Raw genomic sequence first — 19230 nt, 5'->3', positions numbered from 1 at the left:
GACGTGAAACGCTGTTGCGGCAACGATAGTTTAGGGGTCGCCCTACGCAAAAATAGCTCGGTGCCAGGGATATTATTACTAATAAAACCCGTTAGCTGATCTAATAGCTATCGGGTTTTTAGTTTTTCTGATAAGGGCTATCAAAAAATAAATCAATAACCGTGTCACTATAGAAAATAGAGTTGCAATATTGAGCAATAGGAAGACTAAAGAACACTGTGCAGATAACATTCTTAGGGACGAGTTCCGGTGTACCCACGCGATCGCGCAATGTTTCCAGTGTCGCCCTGAGATTACCCCAAAGGGCAGAACTGTGGTTATTCGATTGTGGTGAAGGCACCCAGCATCAAATTATGCGGAGTGAGCTTAAAATCAGTCAACTCTCCCGAATTTTTATCACCCACATGCATGGCGACCACATTTTTGGCTTGATGGGACTTCTTGCTACTTGCGGCTTAGCTGGCAATGTGGAAAGAATTGATATTTATGGACCACCTGGATTAAATGATTATATTCAATCCGCCTCACGTTACTCCTACACGCACTTTTCCTACCCAATTAAAGTTCACGCCATCCGTCCAGGGGTAATTTATGAAGACGATGACTTCACCGTTACCTGCGGTAATTTGCATCACAGGATTACAGCTTTCGGCTATCGCGTAGCCGAAAAAGACCGGACAGGACGCTTTGATGTGGAAAAAGCCAAAGCGTTAGAAATTCCTTCTGGTCGTATTTACGGTCAACTCAAACGCGGTGAAACTGTTACTCTAGACGACGGACGGGTGATTGATGGTACCCAATTATGCGGTCCTACAGAAATTGGACGGAAAATTGCCTATTGCACAGACACAATTTATTGTGATGGTGCAGTGGAATTAGCTCATGATGCAGATGTATTAATTCACGAGGCAACCTTTGCCCATCAAGATGCAGATATGGCTTTTCAGCGCTTGCATTCCACAACCACAATGGCAGCGCAAACAGCTTTAGCTGCTGGGGCACATCGACTGATTATGAGTCATTTCAGCCCCCGTTATGCTCCTGGCAATACCTTGGAGTTGAAGGATCTCCTCAAAGAAGCCCGTGCTATTTTTCCCCGCACTGACATGGCTTATGATTTCATGATTCATGAAGTACCCAGACGACGAGAAGTAGAGTTAACCAGGGTAGGCGTTTAATTTTAGATTTTCTATTGAACCCTTCTAATCTACAATCTAAAATTAACCAGGCTCTATCTTGAAGTTTACTACTCCAAATCATAACGCCCAGCAAATAAACAGCAGTTTAATTTTACAAGTAAGTCAACTAGTTAACCAACAATTTACAGTTATCTAAGTGGGGAAAAAATCTCCAAAGAGTATGGGTTAAATATTTTTCTCAATGTTTTTTATACTACAAGTTATCAAAAGAACTTTAATTTCTATAGTAGTGTTGTAAATTAGATGATTGTCTACTTCAATACTTAGACAAAATAATTAATTTTTGGTCAAGATTTTTATCCTTTCAATAAAATATTTATTGAAAATTTATTCTTCCAACACTGATTAAGAATTTATATGCATGAATTGATGAACATGAAAGCACCACTTGGCATAATATTGTGCCAAGTGAGCTTGTCATTGTTGGAAGAATAATTAAGTGTGCTATTACGGCTATAGGTGTAAAAAACATTTTAGATTTCTCATAAATCTTCCAAATAAATATATTGTTTCGATATTAGAGGAGTTTGATAGTGGCTAAGATTAGTCTGAATCAAGAGCAACAAATTACTACTACTTCAGCACAAAGCGCAGTTGACATCAGACAACTATCTACTATTTTGCTTCGCCGACGCTTTTTGATTTTGGGGGTTTCTTGTGTAGTTATGTCTGCTGCTAGCCTCTTGGCTGTCATTGCCAAACCTACTTACCAGAGTAGTATGCAGATATTGGTGAATTCCAATTTATCTCAAGGGGCACAGTCAAATAATATTCCAGTCGTGGCAGACACTCAGGTTACTGATTCTAATTATCAAGTTGTTGATTCCACTACTCAGATGAAACTCATGCTGAGTTCTAAGCTTCTCCAGAAAGCTGTAGATTTAGTTCATTCTGATTATCCTGATATTACCTTAGCGGATATCAATGGTCAAACAAAACAGAACAAAAAAGCACCTTTAGAAGTAACTCCAGAAGAGGGAGGTATAGGAGCTAATAAAGTTTTTAGTCAAGTATTTAAAGTTTCTTTCAATGATGAAGATCCAGTCAAAGCACAAAAATTACTGCAAGCTCTACAAAAAGTTTATCAAAATTACAATAAAGAACAACAAAAAGAACGCCTGAATCATGGACTGGCTTTTGTAAATGCTCGCTTACCGGAGATAAAAAAAGAAGTAAGTAAAGCTGATAAAAATTTGGAGCAATTTCGCAAAAAACATAAATTACTAGATCCCGAAGTCCAAAGTAAAATTTTGCTAGAATCTCTAGCCGATATTCAAAATCAGCTACAAACTACTCGTGCCAACCTTCAAGATGCAAACGCCCGCTACGATAACCTAGAGCAACAAATAGCGTCTTCATCCCAGCAGAATGAACTAATTTCTTCTCGTTTAAATCAGTCAAGCCGCTATCAAACATTATTGATTGAAATTCAAAAGACTGAACTAGCATTAGCTAAAGAGCGACTGCGCTATACAGATGATTATCCATCGGTACAAAAGCTAAAGCAACAACGCCAGAGCCAATTGTCGCTATTACGACAAGAGGTAAAATCTATTACTAATAGCAGTAAGGGAGAACCGCTTTCAAAAGGGCAAATAATAGGGGTTGATCCAACGCTAATAGATGAGTTTATTCTGGTGCAGACAACTGTTTTAGGGCTAACTGCCAATGAAAAGAATCTAGCTGAGTCAGAACAGCGGCTCCGTTCTGAACTAAACAAGTACCCAAGTTTAATAGCCGAGTACAATCGTTTACTCCCAAAGGTAGAAACTAGTCATAAAACGCTTGAACAACTCCTTCAAGTACAACAGTCTTTAGGGCTAAAAATTGCTCAGGAAGGATATACTTGGCAAGTTTTAACAGAACCTGCTCTAGGGACTTATATGGGGAATAACAGATTATTCCTTTTGGTTGGAGGAACTCTGATTGGACCGATTTTAGGTATTTTAGCAGCCTTGATTTTTGAAAAGTTTAATGACGCTATTTATTGTACGGGAGATTTAAAGAAACTGACGAATCTACGTATACTGGGATCAGTGCCAAAATTGCCATCGCATAGTGCCAAAAAACGGTGGTTGGGACTGTCTTGGAAGGGGCGGCGTAGATCAAATGACTCTGTAATAGAAGCTACTACTAGATTGCCCGTCCATGAGAACCTGGATATGATCTACCAAAACATTCAGATATTAAAATATCCCTTACCTTTCAAGTCGCTGATGTTTACTTCAGCACTACCAGGGGAAGGGAAGACAACCTTGGTATTAGGGCTTGTAGCTAGCGCTACCCGGATGCACCGACGGGTATTAGTTATTGATGCTAATTTGCACAATCCTAGCTTGCATAAAATCCTGGGATTATCTAATGATTGGGGGCTATCTCTGTTATTAGTTGATGAGACAACTACTCATTTTCAAGATTATATCCAGCCTATTCATCCTTCAATTGATATTTTGACTGCTGGGCCGGAACCAGAAGATACGGTGAAGTTGCTCAGTTCTCAACGAATGAAAGAACTAATAGAGTTATTTGAGCAAAGTTATGACTTAGTACTGATAGATGCTCCACCTATTTTAGGTACGGTTGATGCCAGGATTGTGGCATCTTTTTGCAATGCTATTGTGATGGTAGAGCGCATGGGCAAAGTAACCAGAACTGAACTGACTCAAGCTACAGAAATTTTGAGTCAGTTGAATTTAATTGGAATTATCGCTAATGAAGTGAGTAATTCTCAAAAGGTATTGGCATCGTAGACTGAAGAAGCATTGGGAATTGGGAATTGGGCATTGGAAACAGGTAGAGGAGAGGAATTATCTGCCTGGCTTCTTGACTTGATTTCTAGCTGATAGCTAAAGCAAAATGCATAATTAGTAGGAGGTGGCAACCTCCTGCGTTGGAGAAGTGTCTCATCTTAAAGTAGTAGACGTGATAATCCAGAGCGTCAATTAGATACTAGTGTGATTAGATGACCAGCATGAAATTCCAACTTTACTTAGGCTTTTTATTTTCCCAGATTAAAGTACGTCATTGGTGGGTGAGTGTTCTCTTATGGATTGCTTTGGTTGCCCCAGCCCAAGCGTCTGTAATTCTGCGCGTGGCAATTGAGAGGGGCGTTAATCAGGTAAAAGTGGGCAGTTCTACCACTGGGATTGTCAAGGATAGTACCGGACGAACTCTCGGACAGTTACCAGCGATGAGTGCATATTATGCCCAAGCCATTCCTGGCGGAGTTGCTTTAGATAAGTGGCAGTCTGGTTTATTTTGGATTGAGCCAACGGGTAAAGGATTTGTTTATATTGGCGATCGCTGGTATCGTGGTAGAACTCTGGTTGTACCCACAGAAAAAGGCTTAACGGCTGTTAATTGGGTTGATGACCAAGAATATCTCTACAGCGTTCTTGGTGGCGAAATGGATGCTAGCTGGCCCCAAGAAGCTTTAAAAGCCCAAGCGATCGCAGCTCGCACCTACGCTCTTTACGAGCGTGAAAAACAACGGAATAATCCCGTTTACGATTTAGGCAATACCCCAGATCGTTGGCAAATTTACAAAGGTGTCATCAGTGAAGCTCCCGCTACTTACGCCGCAGTGGATTCTACACTAGGGCAGGTATTAACTTACAAAAACCGGATTATTCTCTCAGTTTTTCATGCTTGTTCTGGGGGACACACCGAAAATGTAGAAGATGTTTGGGGAAATACCTTACCTTACCTGCGTGCTGTTCAAGACTACGATCAAAATATCAGCGCGTGTAATTGGGTAAAAACCTTCTCGCCCAGTGAGATTAGTGCTAAATTCCCTGAACTTGGCAATGTAACGGCGATGATTCCAGAAACATTCTCGCCTTTCCGTAGTGTTAAAGTCTTAAAAATTGTCGGTAACAAGGGCACTAAGCTTCTCCAGCGTGAGGAAGTGCGGACAGCGCTGAAGTTAAAAAGTACCCGCTTCACTGTCAGCAAGGGAGCCGATGGTAGTTTTGTACTTCAAGGGCTTGGCTTTGGTCATGGTTTGGGTATGAGTCAGTGGGGGGCGTACAATCTGGCTCGGCAAGGAGTAAACCACCTGCAAATTTTGGGACATTATTATCAGGGTGTAGCTCTAACACCAATTCAAGCGAAGTAATCAGGGATTGGGTATTGGGCATTGGGTACTGATTCTTAATTCTTCTCCCCCTGCTCCCCTGCCCCCCTGTCCCTCTGCTTTCTATTCCTCACTCCCACGTTCCAAGCGCCGTTGCCATTCAGCGTCAATTTGTGCAGAACGCTCAACTTCCTGGTCAAGTAAGTCAGTTTCGCTAGAATACACTAAATCTTCCTTGCTAATAACTTTTTCTTGGGCAAATTGTTGAGCATAGTAGATTTTTTGTTGCAAAGGTACATCAGGACTTGCCAATAGCCTTGATCGGGAAAGGCGATCGCGATTGCGATCGCCTATTTTGCGATTACGCCACTTAATCCAGAAATAACGCAACAACGGTATGCCTAAGAAACCTGCTCCATAAGCCAATAGCAGCCAATAAATTCCTTGCACAAAAGCTACCAGTCCACCTAATTGGGCAGCAACAGTACCATCTCTCAACAAACTTCCCAGTACTAAAGCACCAACTAAATTTAGTGCCCCCAACCCTGCACTCAACATAATTTGCCCTGAACTTGCGGCACTAAAACGCCAAGGCAATTCCTCTAAGTAAGATGATATTGAATGACGGCGCTTTTTAACCGCACTCACCTGTAACTCTGGGAAGTAATAAACAATTTGCCCTTCTGGACTTACCGCCGGTTGCCCATTAAATCGCGTCAGAACGGGCAGCATGTAATCTTCGTACTCTCTTGTATATCCCTCGCCGATATCATCCAAGTATGGGGCAATTTGTTCTGCTACCACTGCGCCACGATTGCTCCGAATCACCGTAGCAATTTCCTGCCAGCGACGTTCGTCTAAGTTGGCGTTAGGATTCCCATCACCAAACAAAAACGAAAAGACAGCTTCAAAGAAATTCAGATTGCTTTCTTCTCTGGTTTCACGTCGCCGTTCCTGGTAGTAGGTGTCATAATTTGGGCTAAGATACCAGAAGAAATTTGGAAAATAAAAGAAACCCCCACCCCCGGAATTACTGCCCCGATTGTCGCCGTCGCGATCGGAATTGGCAGCAGTAATAATCATGAAGATGGTAACAGTTATCAGGGCGATGGAAACAGTTAAGAAAATTCCAAAAGAAATCCGAATCAGGTAAAACAGAACACTCCAGATTTTTTTCCACCATTCCTGCAATCGTAGCCGGAAGTATTTATTACGCAAAATTGCTCGAAAGTTTTGTGGAAAAAGGAAAACTATATCACCTGAATCCGCTACCTGCAAATGTCCTCCAGCATCAGATGCTAGGGCTAACAAGCTTTGATTAGCTTCAGCGACGTTCAATCCTGCCTGGGTTGCCACATCACCAACGGTGACACGGTAGCCCAGTTTTTCGACAGCTTGCATGATGGTGGGATTGGGAGCCATTGCTCTCCCCTCCTGTTGAAACTTATTCCCGTTTTATTAAGTATAAAGTTTTATTTTGATCGACTTAACAGGGGTAACAATAAAGTATGAAATTACATCAATTTAGCAACCCGGCAGTGAAATAACAAACCAACAAATGACCTGACACACAACATGTTATAATTGTTTCCCTCAGCTTGGTTAATCAGCAAATTTTCTGCTCAAATATGGTTCAATATACTCTCGCTCAAAGTCCAGAAATTATCCTTACTGTTTCTGGAAAAGATTCAGCCAAAGCCCGTGATAAAGCAATGGATCAGCTGATGGAACTGATGGATGCAGGTAAGCTACCCACGGAACTGGAAGAAGGATTTGGCCCTCAACAATTAATTGAGGTTAAAGAGTCAACTATTGACACTGCTAGCGGTGAGGATACTATTACACAAGCTGTCCAGGTTTTAAGTAACCTGGCCACACTCAAGCTGAAAGTTCAGGAGTCACGAGCTGAAGCGTTAGAAATTCGCAAAGCGGTTGATGTTCTGTTCACTGACGATTCGGTGACTGAAGAGGAAATTACTCGACTCAAGGAAGGTTTTAAAGTCCTCAAAAATTTTGCCCAAGCTAATGTACGTTATCAAGAAGCACGATCTAAAGCAGAACAGGCTCGGCAAACTCTAGACCAAGCTCTCAAATCCCCTGATAAGTAAGCTCTACATAATCAGATAAATTAAGTTGAATTTCTAGCTAATTGAATAAAAACTCTAAAAGACAGGCGTAACAACCTGTCTTTAGATGTACTGGGGCGCTAGGATTCGAACCTAGGGATGGCGGGACCAAAACCCGCTGCCTTACCACTTGGCTACGCCCCAACGACTTTACTCTAGCTAATATAGCAGTTAATCCTGGGTTTGTGTCAAGTACTTTAATAGTTTATTTCAGATAAAGGATTTTTACGGCAGGACATTGATTGGTCGGAATGCTTACACTTAGACTCTTTCATGGCTTTGGGGTGAACCCTTGAATTGATGCTTGGCTGTATCGTCGAACTCACTTAAAGGGTAAAGGAATTGCGATCGCGATTTCTTTGCATTTAAAATCTGCTTCACTTGATTATGAACGGCTTATCATCTATTCCTGCTTACCAGTGAGACACCTAGCTTTTATATTCAAAGCTAGGGGTATCTAGATTATTTCTTTCCACGCCAATCACATCTTGCCCTGTTTCCTTTTCCTTAATCCCCAGTCTCGTGAAGAAAAACTGCTGCAATCCTACTTGATGATAGTAGTTGCTTGGTAGCCAGCCATATAAATAGTGGAATGGTCTTAGCATAGCGGCCGCAAAGTCGGCGTGGTTCTTGAATCCATCGATACAGCCATTCAAGTCCTAAGTCTCTAACTATGCGGGGTGCCCGCTTGTGAATTCCGGCATAAACTGGGAAAACTCCACCCAGTCCAATCATTACAGCTTGTATCTTACCTTTATGTTGAGCTATCCAATTTTCTTGCTTAGGACATCCTAGAGATACTAGGACGGCGCTAGCACCACTAGAATTAATCTTTCGAACTAAGGCTTCGTCTTCAGTTTCAGTCAGGGGACGAAAGGGTAGAGGTTCCATCGCCGCAATCTTTATTTGGGGAAATTCTTGCTCTAATCTTTTTCGCATTTTAGAAAGAATTTCTGTTTGGGAACCTAAAAAGAAAATACTGAGATTTTGTGTTTGAGTTCGCTGACACAATGCTAAAAAAATATCCATCCCTGCCACACGGTCTTGGTAAATAGCCCCCATTTTTCGCATCATCCATACAAGAGGCATACCATCAGGAGTAACTATATCTGCATTTCGTAATACGGTGGCAAACTGTGGATGCCAATGAGCTTCAATGAGCATGTGTACATTAGCTACGTATACAGTTTTACTCTCACGCCTACTCGCCCACTTCAGTATTGTTTGTACCTGCTCGTCAAAACGCAAAGCAGTAATAGGGAAATCAAGCACTTTTTTAGTAGGTAGAGGCACTCTTGCCACCATCAATAACTCCTGTGTCCAAGAAAAAAATCCATAGATTGCTTAGACCATTCCGAATATTGAATAATTCGGATTGGATAACTCCTGACTTTTTATAGGCTTGTGTAATCGTTGGAAGTTAACACATGGAGGTGCAATTGCTTTTTTAGTATGCTTTTAGGTTAATTGGTAATATTATAAATATTTGCTGTTGTGTCCTAGCTTACTGTTTTAAGCTAGGGATTTTAGATGCTGTTTGACAAAATTCATACTTTCTTCATAATTAATTTTTGATTGGTTCATGCAAGCATTACAATTACGAAAAATTCCTAGTAGAAACTTTATTACTAGGTAGTATTTTTTACGTAGTTAGTTTACATAGAAAAACGAAAGAACAGACACTCAGTTTGCCGATTTTGATACGTAATTATGTGCTTAAGAGATAAAAGCCCAAAAAATAAGGGGAAGATAAACTTATCTTCCCCTGTTCGATTATTTTTATTATTGTCTGGCTTGTTAGCTTCTTTGAGTTTTTGACGTAACATTTGGCGTTGCTTTTTGAGTTGCCGCTTTCTCGCAGAGCCGCCTCTACCTTTGTCATTCCTACCTTCTTTACGGGGAGATTCCCATCTTTTCAGGCGCATGAACTTTTAACCTCTCTATTCTATTTACTTATTTAATAGTGGGCAGGAGGAGAATCGAACTCCTATGACCGCAAGGCCGCCACATTTTGAGTGTGGTGCGTCTACCAATTTCGCCACCCGCCCTTATATCTAACTTAACTATTCTACTATAGATGAGCGATTTTGTAACAAGTTTGAAAATTAATTATCAAAGTTTTTCTGGAATAATGATGTCTAAACCATTATCTAAGGCTTAAAAGCGTGGCAACGTCAATAAACTAGGGTTAATATCCTGTAGGTTTGCACAGCCGCTAAGTGCCATCCCTACATTTAGCTCATCTTGTAGCAGTGAGATGACGTGAGATACACCAACTTGTCCTGCTACTGCTAGTCCCCACAAAATCGGTCGTCCAATCAGTACTGCTTTTGCTCCTAATGCCAGAGCTTTGAGAATGTCTGTACCCCTGCGAATGCCTCCATCCAGTAGCACTTCTACTTTACCATCTACTGCTGCTACGATTTCAACTAGGGCTTCTATTGAAGCGATCGCACCATCGAGTTGTCTGCCACCATGATTGGAAACAACAATTGCTTTGGCCCCATATTCTACAGCCCGCACAGCATCATCTCCCCGTAAAACTCCTTTGATAACTAAAGGTAGTGGAGATAAAGATTGCAACCATTCCAAATCATCCCAAGTTACTGCTGGGTTTAGTTGTTGGGCAAAATAGGTAAATAACCCAGATTCGCCTTTCTCATGGGAAATATCTAGCCCTGAGATAGTGGCGAGATTAGCCAGATGTAAGTCTGTGGGTAAGGCAAACTCGTTACGTCTATCTCTTTCGCGTTGTCCGAGAACTGGTGCATCTACAGTCAGACAGAGTGCCTTGTAGCCTGCTTTATAAGCTTTTTCTACTAAAGCACGAGTTAATCCCTTGTCTTTATGGATATAAAGCTGGAACCATCGCAGAGAATCTGGAAATTTATCACACGCAATTGCTACTTCTTCAATGCTCTTTGTGGCCATTGTACTTAATACCATTCCCACACCAGCTGATGCGGCAGCTAGGGCTGTGGCCACTTCTCCGTCTGGATGGGCTAGACATTGAAAAGCCATTGGCGCAATTAACAAAGGTAGTTGCAGGGGTTGTCCTAAAATGGAGGTAGTTAAATTGCGATCGCTAACATCGACTAATATCCGAGGTCTTAACTTGACTCGCTCAAAGGCAGCACAATTATCTCGTAATGTGATTTCGTCCCAAGCACCACTGCTATAGTAATCAAGAGTCATTTGAGACAGATGCTCTTTTGCTAGCTTTTCGTACTCAAAGAGATTTATGGGTTGAAACCGATGGTCGTTGGATACAACTGTCATGGTAGCGGCTGTGGGTTAACCAATAGGATGTTTTTTAATCCGATTGTTTGATTGAACGATTTTTTTAGTAACTGAGTTTTTTTAAAGTAACTCACCGTGCGATCGCATTAGTAACTCTACCAGTTTCGCCAGCCGCCTTTGGATGCAACTTCATTACTTGTAGATTTCAATCCATGACTTTGAATTAAAGATTGGTATTCTGTGCTGCTTGCCCAACGGTCAATTTCTCGCGCCCGCAACACTGGCACTGGATGGGTTAATTGGGCTGTGCGGGCAGCTTTGACCATTTCGCCTAATTCGGTCTTGCTAATGTCATCATAAGCGCGGGCTTGGGCAACAAAAGCATCGAGATTCAGTTGTGGCGCTAAAGTTGGGGAACCACCCGCCAGCTTCATCAACACTGACATGACAACTTTGGGATCTTGGGTTGCTAGTAATGCGGCGCGATCGCAGGTAAACTCAGCACAGCGCACCCATTCTAAAAGCTGCGCTTGTATCGCTTGAGCAACGAAGGTTCCGACATTGGGCACAATCGCCGCAGCTAATATTAATAAATTTACTGGGGTCAAATAAACGCTATGGTCACACTTGAGATGCCCCAACTCGTGGGCAATTACTGCCTGTATTTCCTCTGGGGTGAGGATATCAATTAGAGATGTATGTATTACCACAAAGGGCTGTTTACCGCGCACAGCAAAAGTATAGGCATTGGGAGCCGGATGTTGCCGGACATACAACTGGGGAGGCTCTATATCCAGAATTTCACAAGCGTCTAACAACAGCTTGTATAAATCGGGTAGTTGCTTTTCCCCCACCAGAATGCTGGAGGCAATATTTTCTACATAGAAAACCTGCTCTGCCATTGGCCCGAGCCAATTTCGCACCAACATATCTATGCCTGGTATTTGCTTGAGCGTTTTAGTAGCTTCCAGGTCTAATGGATGACGAAATGAGTCAGCTTTTAAACCAATCAGAGGGGTTTTGAAGAAAGACATAGTGCAGCAAGCTATAAAAAAACAACTATGGAATCTGGCTAGTTAAATAAACAGCCGCCCACAGTTAGTATAACGATTTAGGCAGGGTAGACAGGGGGAGTGGGGGGGAGAAAATTTTACTTTGTCTCCCTCATTCCTCTTGTTTCCGTCTCAGTCTCAACCTTTCAATTTCCCGACTCTTCACGGTGGAAAACCTCTCTCCTTGTAGGAGAGAGATTTTGAATTTTCCCCCTTCCCGACACGGGAAGGGGGCTAGGGAGTTAGCTCTTTCATGGGCTTTTCCAAATGGCCTGAATTGTCAGATCAATTTCAACTTGAAAGACTGCTGATGCTGGGAGCGATTTCGGCATCTGCTGATGTTTCACCCACACGCAGGATTTTAGCGCCCAATTGCTGCAACTTCATATCGAGCCGATCATAACCGCGATCAAGGTGCTGTAATCCTTGAATGGTAGTTTTTCCTTCTGCTGCCAGTCCTGCTATGACTAGCGCTGCCGATGCTCGTAAGTCTGTACCTAACACTGGTGCGCCAGACAATTTCGGTACTCCCCGAACGAAAGCAGCGTTGCCTTTAACACGAATGTCTGCCCCCAAGCGATTTAACTCTGAGGCATGACGCAAGCGATTTTCAAAGACGGATTCGTTAATCACGCTGTCGCCTTCGGCCAATGTCAGCAAAGACATGAACGGCGCTTGCATATCTGTAGGGAAACCTGGATGGTATTGGGTTTCAATATCCGTTGCCTTGAGAGTTTCCGCCGGCAGAATACGTAAGTGTTCAGGCTTATCCTCAATTATCGTCACCCCAATATCCCGCAGCTTGGCAATCACTGGTATAAGATGTTCTGGAGCCACCGGCGAAAGAAGAAGTTCGGAACGGGTAATTGCTGCTGCCAGCAAAAACGTCCCGGCCTCAATGCGATCGGGAATAATACTGTAGTCAACAGAATGCAGCTTGGGGACTCCTTCAACAATAATCCTGCTAGTACCCGCCCCTTTGATCTTCGCTCCCATCGCGTTACAGAAGTTAGCTAAATCAACTACTTCCGGTTCTCTGGCAGCATTTTCGATGATCGTTTCCCCTTCTGCCAGGGTAGCCGCCATCATCAAGTTTTCCGTCGCTCCAACGCTGGCGATATCTAAGTAAATCTTCGCACCTTTTAATCTCCGGCTGCTGCCAGGGACGTAGGCATTACAAATGCCATGCTCAATCTGCACCTCAGCCCCCATTGCTTGCAGTCCCCGAACATGCAAGTCAACTGGTCTTGCCCCAATAGCACAACCGCCTGGTAAGGGCATCTGTGCTACTCCCAATCTTGCAAGAATGGCACCAATGGCAAAAAAACTCGCTCTTAGCTGGGTAACTAGTTCGTAGGGAGCTTTTGATGTTTTAATTTCGCTGGCGTTGATGTCTAAAATATCGCCTTGCCGCGTTAAGCTTACACCCAAAGCTGATAACACCTGACCCATCCGGTCTACGTCCGCTAATAAGGGGACGTTGCGGATACGACAATCGCCCGGACACAGCAAGGCTCCAGCCATGATTACCAGTGCTGCATTTTTTGCCCCGCTAATTTTCACATGACCTCGCAAAGGATGCCCACCCCAAATTTGCAAGACTGAGGAGTCTGCTTCTGGAGCAATTTTGGCATCTGGTAAGCTGGTAGAAGGATTGATAAGCCTACCTCCAAAAGTAATACGTATTTTATATGTTTGAAGTTGGTTTTGATTCTACAGTAAAGATTCAAATTGTCCACATTTTAGAACAGCATATTGCATAAAAAAATTATTTTTTGGTGAAAAATAATGGCTCAAAGCAAGCAATAGCAATTATTTTGAGCTTTTAAAAAATTTAATAAAAAAGAATGAATAAGTAGTAGTTTTAAGCAAAATTAAATACTCAGTAAAATGACTTAAGTATTCTCTAAAAATCAATGCTCTACTGTTCAGTTAATATTTTAATTCGACCTAATCCACTGAAAAATTCGTTTCCAGTCTGAGCCTCTTAAAGGAGGCATTAGGTTTTCACTTGACAAAGGTAAAACATAACGCAATAATAGGAAATTGTCGATAAAGACAAGTGCCAGCGGAACTGGCGGAATTGGCAGACGCGCTAGATTCAGGTTCTAGTGCCGCAAGGCTTCCGGGTTCAAGTCCCGGGTTCCGCATAATTTTCAGTTAGGAGTTAAAAGTGAAGAGTTAAAAGTTGAAAGAAAACTAAAATTAACTCCTAACTCCATAATTCCTAACTCCTAACTTTTTAATGTTGACCAGTTTACAAAATTCCTTAGTTAAGCAAATTCGCAAACTCCACTCCACCAAGGAGCGGCACAAGCAGCAGTTATTTTTACTGGAAGGGACGCACCTGTTGGAAGAGGCTTGTGCGGTAAACTACCCACTAGAAACAGTGTGTTGTACTCCAGATTGGCAAGTAGCCCACTCATCACTCTGGGAAGAAGCTTGTAGTAAAAGCGATCGCGCCGAGATTGTCAGCGAGGAAGTATTAAATGCGATCGCTACTACAGTCCAACCGGATGGTGTTGTAGCAACGGCAAAACGAAGGGATAGCCAAACTCAACTACCATTGACTGGTCTAGTTCTAGCTTTAGAAACGGTGCAAGATCCGGGAAACCTGGGTACGATGATTCGCACTGCTGCGGCGGTAGGAGCATCAGGTTTGTGGGTAAGTGGAGATAGTGTAGATTTAGACAGCCCAAAAGTTCTCCGGGCTTCCGCAGGACAATGGTTTCGCCTAGCAATGTCCGTAACCGAAGATTTAAAAGCAACAGTTCAACAAAGTCAGCAAGCAGGGATGCAGGTAGTGGCAACCTTACCCAGTGCGACTTTAACTTATTGGGATGTGGACTGGCGCAAACCCAGTCTGATTTTACTAGGAAATGAGGGGGCCGGATTGTCGGCAGATTTAGCAGCGATCGCAGATCAACAAGTCAGAATTCCTTTGAGTCCTGGGGTAGAATCTTTGAATGTAGCGATCGCAGCTGCTTTAATGTTGTACGAAGCTCGGCGGCAAATGAGTTAAGAGTTAGGAATTAAAACTCATAACTTTTCTTGAGTTTTTGTCTTTTCTTCAAGATATTGTTCAATATCAGCAACTGCGTCCTCAAGGGCCGCTAAATCAATAGCGATCAAATCTTGATCGACTTCGACTTCACTGAGATTAGTAGTATGCAGTTGGGGGAGTTGTGGAATTTCTTCTTCCTCAGTTGAAATTTCTTGTAAGATATCCTCCAACTGATCGAGGGATTGCTGAAACACTTGATCGGCGACGCGGCGCTGTTGTGGCTGAATTGGCTCCATAATATTGACTTGAAAATCCTGATTTACTGACCTAATTGTGATTGCAGTTTCTACAGATTTAAATTTTGCACTTATAACATCATAGTTGTGTGCTGTATCAACTTTAGCAGTGGTTATCAATAATATCGATACTTGGCTTTGGTCACTTTTGCCAAGTTGTCTCGAATTGTTAGAATTTGTATTTTTGTAAAGACTGTGGAATAACCTCGGAACTTTGTACTTTAATTCGACCGATAAACCGTAGTATAATATCCAGTATGCGATTGCACTTTTGCTTCCTCAGTAGTTGATATTTAGTAATACTGCGCGTCCACGCATTTACAAGGAAAGTATTTTATGAGCAACATACAACTTTACTTTGCCAAAGCCTCCACCTTTTCCCAAAGAACCCGTGTGGTTTTACTAGAAAAAGGAATTGACTTTAGCAGCACTGAAATTGACTTACAAAACAAACCAGATGGCTATACACAGATTTCGCGCTACGGCAAAGTCCCTGCGATTAAACATGGGGATATCGAAATTTATGAGTCTGCCATCATCAACGAATATCTTGATGAAGTCTTTCCAGAACCACCTTTATTACCCCGCGATCCAGGAGCTAAAGCGATCGCTCGGATCTGGATCGATTATGCCAACACTCGCTTTGTACCCGCCTTTAACAAATTCCTGCGTGGTAAAGATGCTCAAGAACAGGGACAAGGACAAAGAGAGTTTTTGGAAGCGTTATTGTACATTGAGCAAGAAGGACTAGGTAAGCTTTCTGGTAATGGCCCTTACTGGTTAGGGGAGCAATTGAGTTTAGTTGATATTAGCTTCTATCCTTGGTTTGAACGCTTGCCCCTTCTAGAACACTTCCGCAATTTTACCTTACCAACAGAAACCCCTCGCTTGCATAAATGGTGGAATACCCTGCGCGATCGCGAGTCAATTCGGGCGGTGGAAAATCCTACAAGCTTCTATTTAGAACGATTTGCCAAGATTCTTGGTGCGCCCACTCCCGTTGCTTCTGCTCAAAAATAGTTAATAGGTTACAGTCCCCTATCCGCCATCATTAAAACATTGTTGAATTCACTGGGAGATTAACCCATGAGCTTAAACAGTCAATTATTCAAAGATATACCGCACGTTGAGGGAGAACTCCATTACCTCACCCCGACAGCAGAAAAACCTGTTAACTACACCTACGAACCACCGCCAGGTATTCCACAGCGAAGTGGGAAGTATGAGATACATACACTCCCAATCTACGATGCTCGGCCGATCGCAGAAAATGTGTCCTTAGATCAGCAGGGATTCGCCTTGGTCGAACAGCACAGCACTGTTAAAGACTTTTACGATCGCGATGAGGTGCGCCGTGTTTACTACCCTGAAGCCGAGGAATTTCTCAAGGATTTGACAGGTGCCCAAAGGGTGATAGTGTTCGATCACAACCTGCGTAATGCCGAACGAGCGAAGCAGGGCGAACAAGGCATAAAGACACCAGTCAGGGGCGTACACAACGACTTCACCGCCAAGTCTGGTTATAGTCGCGCCCGTACCGTTTTGGAAGCAATCGGTACTGAAGACCCTGATGAGCTTCTGCGGTATAGATTTAGTGTAGTTAACCTCTGGCGACCGATCGCAGGGCCCGTTCAAGAGTCTCCATTAGCGGTGTGTGATGCCCAAAGTATCGCACCGAATGACCTCGTGGCTACCGATCTTGTGTATCGCGATCGCGTTGGCGAAACCTACGCAGTCACGTACAACCCGAAACATCGGTGGTTCTACTTTCCGCAAATGCAACGGAACGAAGCCCTACTTATCAAGTGTTTTGATTCAGAGGAAGAAGGTTTGGCGCGGTTCGCCGCCCACACCGCATTCGACGACCCAACAAGCCAGCCAGATGCCCCACCACGTGAGAGCATCGAGTTGCGGACGTTGGTTTTCTATGCCGCATAGGGGGCAGAGGGGGAGATGAGGGAGAGGAGAATAACCAATCCCCAATCCCCCTAATTCAATTCAAACCTTGCTTGAAAGAAGCGGAGATACTTCGGTTCATAAATCATTTTGAGTCCGCGTAAGCGATCGCGATTATGATAAACTTCTTCAACTGCTTCAGCAGTCAGATCCATGTGAGCCTGGGTGTAAACTCTGCGGGGAATAGTCAAACGGACTAATTCTAACTCTGGATAATAATTATCCCCTGTTTCTTTGCTGCGCCCGGCCGAAACAATACCCCGTTCCATTGCCCGAATGCCTGCCTCTAGATACAGTTCAGCCGCTAAACGTTGTGCCGGAAATTGGTCTTGGGGGATTTGTGGTAAAAAGCGTTTGGCATCTAAATAAATGGCATGACCACCAATCGGCACAACAATTGGAATACCCCAATCTAAAAGCTTTTGTCCGAGGTATTCAACCTGACCGACACGGGCACGAATATGATCGTCTTGAACTGATTCTTCTATACCTCGTGCCATAGCTTCCATATCCCGGCCAGCCATACCACCGTAAGTATGTAGACCTTCATAAATAACAATTAGGTTACGTGCTTCTTCGTAAAGATTATAGTCATTAAGAGCCAGCCAACCGCCGATGTTAACTAGTGCATCCTTCTTGCCGCTCATGGTGCAGCCGTCGGTATAGGAGCAAAATTCGCGTAAGATGGTAGCGATCGCCTGATTGGAATAATCCTCTTCCCTCTGCTGGATAAAGTAAGCGTTTTCCACAGCGCGGGTGGCATCGAGAATAATGCGGATACCGTAGGTTTGGGCTAACTGATGTACTGCCCGCAGGTTAGCCATTGAAATCGGCTGTCCGCCAGCCATATTCACGGTTCCGGCGACGCTGATATAGGGAATACGTTCTGCCCCAACTCGCTCAATTAGGTCTGTAAGCTTTTGTAAGTCTACATTGCCCTTGAATGGATGCAGTGATTGAGCATCGTGGGCTTCATCAATAATCACATCTACAAAAGTACCGCCAGCTAACTCCTGATGCAGCCTGGTTGTGGTGAAATACATATTGCCAGGTATGTAGTCACCTGGTTTGATCAGTATTTGAGAAAGAATGTTTTCTGCACCACGCCCTTGATGAGTGGGTACAATATGGCGATAGCCGTAATACTTTTGGATACTTGCTTCTAAATTGTAAAAATTTTTGCTGCCGGCATAAGCTTCATCACCCAGCATAATCCCCGCCCACTGATAATCACTCATGGCTGAAGTGCCGCTATCAGTGAGCAAATCAATATAGACATCTTCAGAACGTAGCAGAAAGGTATTGTAACCGGCTTGTGCGATCGCCTGTTCGCGTTCAGCGCGAGTAGTGATTTTTAATGGCTCAACCACCTTGATTTTATATGGCTCTGCCCAAGAGCGACGGCGGCGCGGGGAAGTTTGCTTGGCATCGGTCATAGATTCATTGCTCCTTCATGCAGGTAAGGCAAATATTTGCATACCATTTTGGGTGCTAATACTTGCTGTTGCCAAGACCGTCATAAGTACTTTTAGCGTTCTTTAGGGGCACACCACTGAGCTATTGGTTCAATTCGTGCTTGCTGGATCAATTCCAAGATTTGTGATTTATTACAACTATAGATAGATGCTAATAATTCCTCACCTTGTTTTTTGGCATCGTCGGCTGATATACCAAAGGTCATAATTTCTTCGTCTTGGTTAGCTGTAATTCTCTCAACTGGAATAATACAGATATATTGCGGTTCATTATGTCTTATTTGTTGCACCATTATTTACCTACCTTTTCACTATTAGTTGTGTCTATTTTCAAGTCTAGATAAATCACGAGTGAAAGTTAAACATAATCAGTATTTAAGTAGTTTTTGATTAAAAAAATACTAGTTTTTACACATGATTAAGGAAACGTTAAGAATTCTCTCAAAATTGCCAAATTTCTAAGTGTAAACAGTTACGTATGGGAAAATAAAGTTAAGCATCAACAAATATCTTTTTGTAAATTTTTGTTTATTAGATCGGTAATGCGTTAAGACACACGCTTTATCGTAAACATCCCTGAACGGATTAATTTAAATCTCTGTTGATTAGTCTTTGGGAATCAGCAAATAAAGGCTGATATTCCTAAAGATGAACTTTTCTTTGCTCAATACAGGCTTCATACCTTGAGTAAGTACAAGTTTAATAAAAATTGGAGGTTATAAAATGGCAATTCGAAATAACTTAGTTAACAATTTCTGGCAAAGAGTACAAAAAGATTCAGTTAGTTGGGGTTCGTTAGCTCTTTGG

General features: G+C 42.8%; 16 protein-coding genes and 3 tRNA genes. 8 read left to right on the top strand and 11 right to left on the bottom strand.

Going from position 1 to position 19230, the window contains the following annotated elements:
* Nucleotides 1-218 precede the first annotated feature (218 nt).
* The 3 genes from GNF10_RS11455 to GNF10_RS11445 all read left to right on the top strand — a co-directional run bounded on the left by GNF10_RS11455 (nucleotide 219) and on the right by GNF10_RS11445 (nucleotide 5316).
* Nucleotides 219-1178: a ribonuclease Z gene (locus tag GNF10_RS11455; RefSeq protein WP_185580584.1), complete on the top strand. Its 960-nt coding sequence runs from the start codon at nucleotides 219-221 to the stop codon at nucleotides 1176-1178.
* Nucleotides 1179-1732: 554 nt separating this feature from the next.
* Nucleotides 1733-3949: a polysaccharide biosynthesis tyrosine autokinase gene (locus tag GNF10_RS11450; protein ID WP_185581069.1), complete on the top strand. Its 2217-nt coding sequence runs from the start codon at nucleotides 1733-1735 to the stop codon at nucleotides 3947-3949.
* Between the two features lie 221 nt (nucleotides 3950-4170).
* Nucleotides 4171-5316, top strand: a complete 1146-nt coding sequence (locus tag GNF10_RS11445; RefSeq protein ID WP_185581068.1) for a SpoIID/LytB domain-containing protein — start codon at nucleotides 4171-4173, stop codon at nucleotides 5314-5316.
* 81 nt (nucleotides 5317-5397) lie between these two features.
* On the opposite strand, the gene GNF10_RS11440 is transcribed toward GNF10_RS11445, so the two are convergent.
* The gene (locus GNF10_RS11440; RefSeq protein WP_185581067.1) at nucleotides 5398-6696 is read right to left on the bottom strand and encodes a hypothetical protein; all 1299 of its coding nucleotides are present in this window, start codon (nucleotides 6694-6696) and stop codon (nucleotides 5398-5400) included.
* Between the two features lie 206 nt (nucleotides 6697-6902).
* Here GNF10_RS11440 and GNF10_RS11435 point away from each other — a divergent pair, with 206 nt between their 5' ends.
* Nucleotides 6903-7382 (top strand): hypothetical protein, encoded by a 480-nt coding sequence (locus tag GNF10_RS11435; protein ID WP_012411525.1) that lies wholly within the window; start codon nucleotides 6903-6905, stop codon nucleotides 7380-7382.
* A gap of 90 nt (nucleotides 7383-7472) precedes the next feature.
* On the opposite strand, the gene GNF10_RS11430 is transcribed toward GNF10_RS11435, so the two are convergent.
* From GNF10_RS11430 to murA, 7 genes are all read right to left on the bottom strand, one after another.
* Nucleotides 7473-7544: transfer RNA gene (locus GNF10_RS11430), tRNA-Gln, on the bottom strand.
* Nucleotides 7545-7907: 363 nt separating this feature from the next.
* Nucleotides 7908-8705 carry a WecB/TagA/CpsF family glycosyltransferase gene (locus tag GNF10_RS11425; protein WP_185581066.1) on the bottom strand — a complete coding sequence of 266 codons (798 nt, stop codon included), beginning with the start codon at nucleotides 8703-8705 and terminating at the stop codon, nucleotides 7908-7910.
* A gap of 350 nt (nucleotides 8706-9055) precedes the next feature.
* Entirely contained in the window at nucleotides 9056-9325 is a 270-nt protein-coding gene (locus GNF10_RS11420; protein ID WP_185585904.1) for a hypothetical protein, read from the bottom strand.
* A gap of 39 nt (nucleotides 9326-9364) precedes the next feature.
* Nucleotides 9365-9448 (bottom strand) — tRNA-Leu (locus GNF10_RS11415).
* A 109-nt stretch (nucleotides 9449-9557) separates the two neighbouring features.
* Nucleotides 9558-10679: an alpha-hydroxy acid oxidase gene (locus GNF10_RS11410; RefSeq protein WP_185585905.1), complete on the bottom strand. Its 1122-nt coding sequence runs from the start codon at nucleotides 10677-10679 to the stop codon at nucleotides 9558-9560.
* A 116-nt stretch (nucleotides 10680-10795) separates the two neighbouring features.
* Entirely contained in the window at nucleotides 10796-11674 is an 879-nt protein-coding gene (locus GNF10_RS11405) for a M48 family metallopeptidase (RefSeq protein WP_185585906.1), read from the bottom strand.
* Nucleotides 11675-11983: 309 nt separating this feature from the next.
* Nucleotides 11984-13351 (bottom strand): UDP-N-acetylglucosamine 1-carboxyvinyltransferase, encoded by a 1368-nt coding sequence (gene murA, locus GNF10_RS11400; protein WP_114084512.1) that lies wholly within the window; start codon nucleotides 13349-13351, stop codon nucleotides 11984-11986.
* Between the two features lie 409 nt (nucleotides 13352-13760).
* Here murA and GNF10_RS11395 point away from each other — a divergent pair.
* A tRNA-Leu gene (locus GNF10_RS11395) sits at nucleotides 13761-13842 on the top strand.
* 95 nt (nucleotides 13843-13937) lie between these two features.
* A complete protein-coding gene (locus tag GNF10_RS11390) occupies nucleotides 13938-14714 on the top strand; it encodes an RNA methyltransferase (protein WP_185585907.1) in 777 nt (258 codons plus the stop codon).
* Between the two features lie 17 nt (nucleotides 14715-14731).
* Here the strand turns inward: GNF10_RS11390 and GNF10_RS11385 are convergent, their stop codons facing one another.
* Nucleotides 14732-15112, bottom strand: a complete 381-nt coding sequence (locus GNF10_RS11385; protein ID WP_311774150.1) for a hypothetical protein — start codon at nucleotides 15110-15112, stop codon at nucleotides 14732-14734.
* A 216-nt stretch (nucleotides 15113-15328) separates the two neighbouring features.
* On the opposite strand from GNF10_RS11385, the gene GNF10_RS11380 reads away from it, so the two are divergent.
* Nucleotides 15329-16012 (top strand): glutathione S-transferase family protein, encoded by a 684-nt coding sequence (locus GNF10_RS11380; protein ID WP_185585908.1) that lies wholly within the window; start codon nucleotides 15329-15331, stop codon nucleotides 16010-16012.
* A gap of 66 nt (nucleotides 16013-16078) precedes the next feature.
* Nucleotides 16079-16930 carry a CmcJ/NvfI family oxidoreductase gene (locus GNF10_RS11375; protein WP_185585909.1) on the top strand — a complete coding sequence of 284 codons (852 nt, stop codon included), beginning with the start codon at nucleotides 16079-16081 and terminating at the stop codon, nucleotides 16928-16930.
* A gap of 50 nt (nucleotides 16931-16980) precedes the next feature.
* On the opposite strand, the gene GNF10_RS11370 is transcribed toward GNF10_RS11375, so the two are convergent.
* Both GNF10_RS11370 and GNF10_RS11365 read right to left on the bottom strand, forming a co-directional pair.
* The gene (locus GNF10_RS11370) at nucleotides 16981-18384 is read right to left on the bottom strand and encodes a tyrosine phenol-lyase (protein WP_185585910.1); all 1404 of its coding nucleotides are present in this window, start codon (nucleotides 18382-18384) and stop codon (nucleotides 16981-16983) included.
* A 92-nt stretch (nucleotides 18385-18476) separates the two neighbouring features.
* Nucleotides 18477-18716 (bottom strand): hypothetical protein, encoded by a 240-nt coding sequence (locus tag GNF10_RS11365; RefSeq protein ID WP_185585911.1) that lies wholly within the window; start codon nucleotides 18714-18716, stop codon nucleotides 18477-18479.
* Between the last annotated feature and the right edge of the window lie 514 nt (nucleotides 18717-19230).

It is taken from the genome of Nostoc sp. UCD121 (assembly GCF_014222285.1).
Lineage (GTDB): Bacteria > Cyanobacteriota > Cyanobacteriia > Cyanobacteriales > Nostocaceae > Nostoc.
The sequence above is the reverse complement of the archived record's forward strand: the minus strand, read 5'-3'. Positions and strand labels throughout refer to the sequence as shown.

Excerpts from the sequence above, each read along its gene's own strand:
- GNF10_RS11375 (WP_185585909.1), top strand. The coding sequence starts at position 16,079 with ATGAGCTTAAACAGTCAATTATTCAAAGATATACCGCACGTTGAGGGA.
- GNF10_RS11405 (WP_185585906.1), bottom strand. The coding sequence starts at position 11,674 with ATGTCTTTCTTCAAAACCCCTCTGATTGGTTTAAAAGCTGACTCATTT.
- GNF10_RS11380 (WP_185585908.1), top strand. The coding sequence starts at position 15,329 with ATGAGCAACATACAACTTTACTTTGCCAAAGCCTCCACCTTTTCCCAA.
- GNF10_RS11365 (WP_185585911.1), bottom strand. The coding sequence starts at position 18,716 with ATGGTGCAACAAATAAGACATAATGAACCGCAATATATCTGTATTATT.
- GNF10_RS11445 (WP_185581068.1), top strand. The coding sequence starts at position 4,171 with ATGAAATTCCAACTTTACTTAGGCTTTTTATTTTCCCAGATTAAAGTA.
- GNF10_RS11425 (WP_185581066.1), bottom strand. The coding sequence starts at position 8,705 with ATGGTGGCAAGAGTGCCTCTACCTACTAAAAAAGTGCTTGATTTCCCT.
- GNF10_RS11435 (WP_012411525.1), top strand. The coding sequence starts at position 6,903 with ATGGTTCAATATACTCTCGCTCAAAGTCCAGAAATTATCCTTACTGTT.
- GNF10_RS11410 (WP_185585905.1), bottom strand. The coding sequence starts at position 10,679 with ATGACAGTTGTATCCAACGACCATCGGTTTCAACCCATAAATCTCTTT.
- GNF10_RS11390 (WP_185585907.1), top strand. The coding sequence starts at position 13,938 with ATGTTGACCAGTTTACAAAATTCCTTAGTTAAGCAAATTCGCAAACTC.
- GNF10_RS11370 (WP_185585910.1), bottom strand. The coding sequence starts at position 18,384 with ATGACCGATGCCAAGCAAACTTCCCCGCGCCGCCGTCGCTCTTGGGCA.
- GNF10_RS11440 (WP_185581067.1), bottom strand. The coding sequence starts at position 6,696 with ATGGCTCCCAATCCCACCATCATGCAAGCTGTCGAAAAACTGGGCTAC.
- GNF10_RS11420 (WP_185585904.1), bottom strand. The coding sequence starts at position 9,325 with ATGCGCCTGAAAAGATGGGAATCTCCCCGTAAAGAAGGTAGGAATGAC.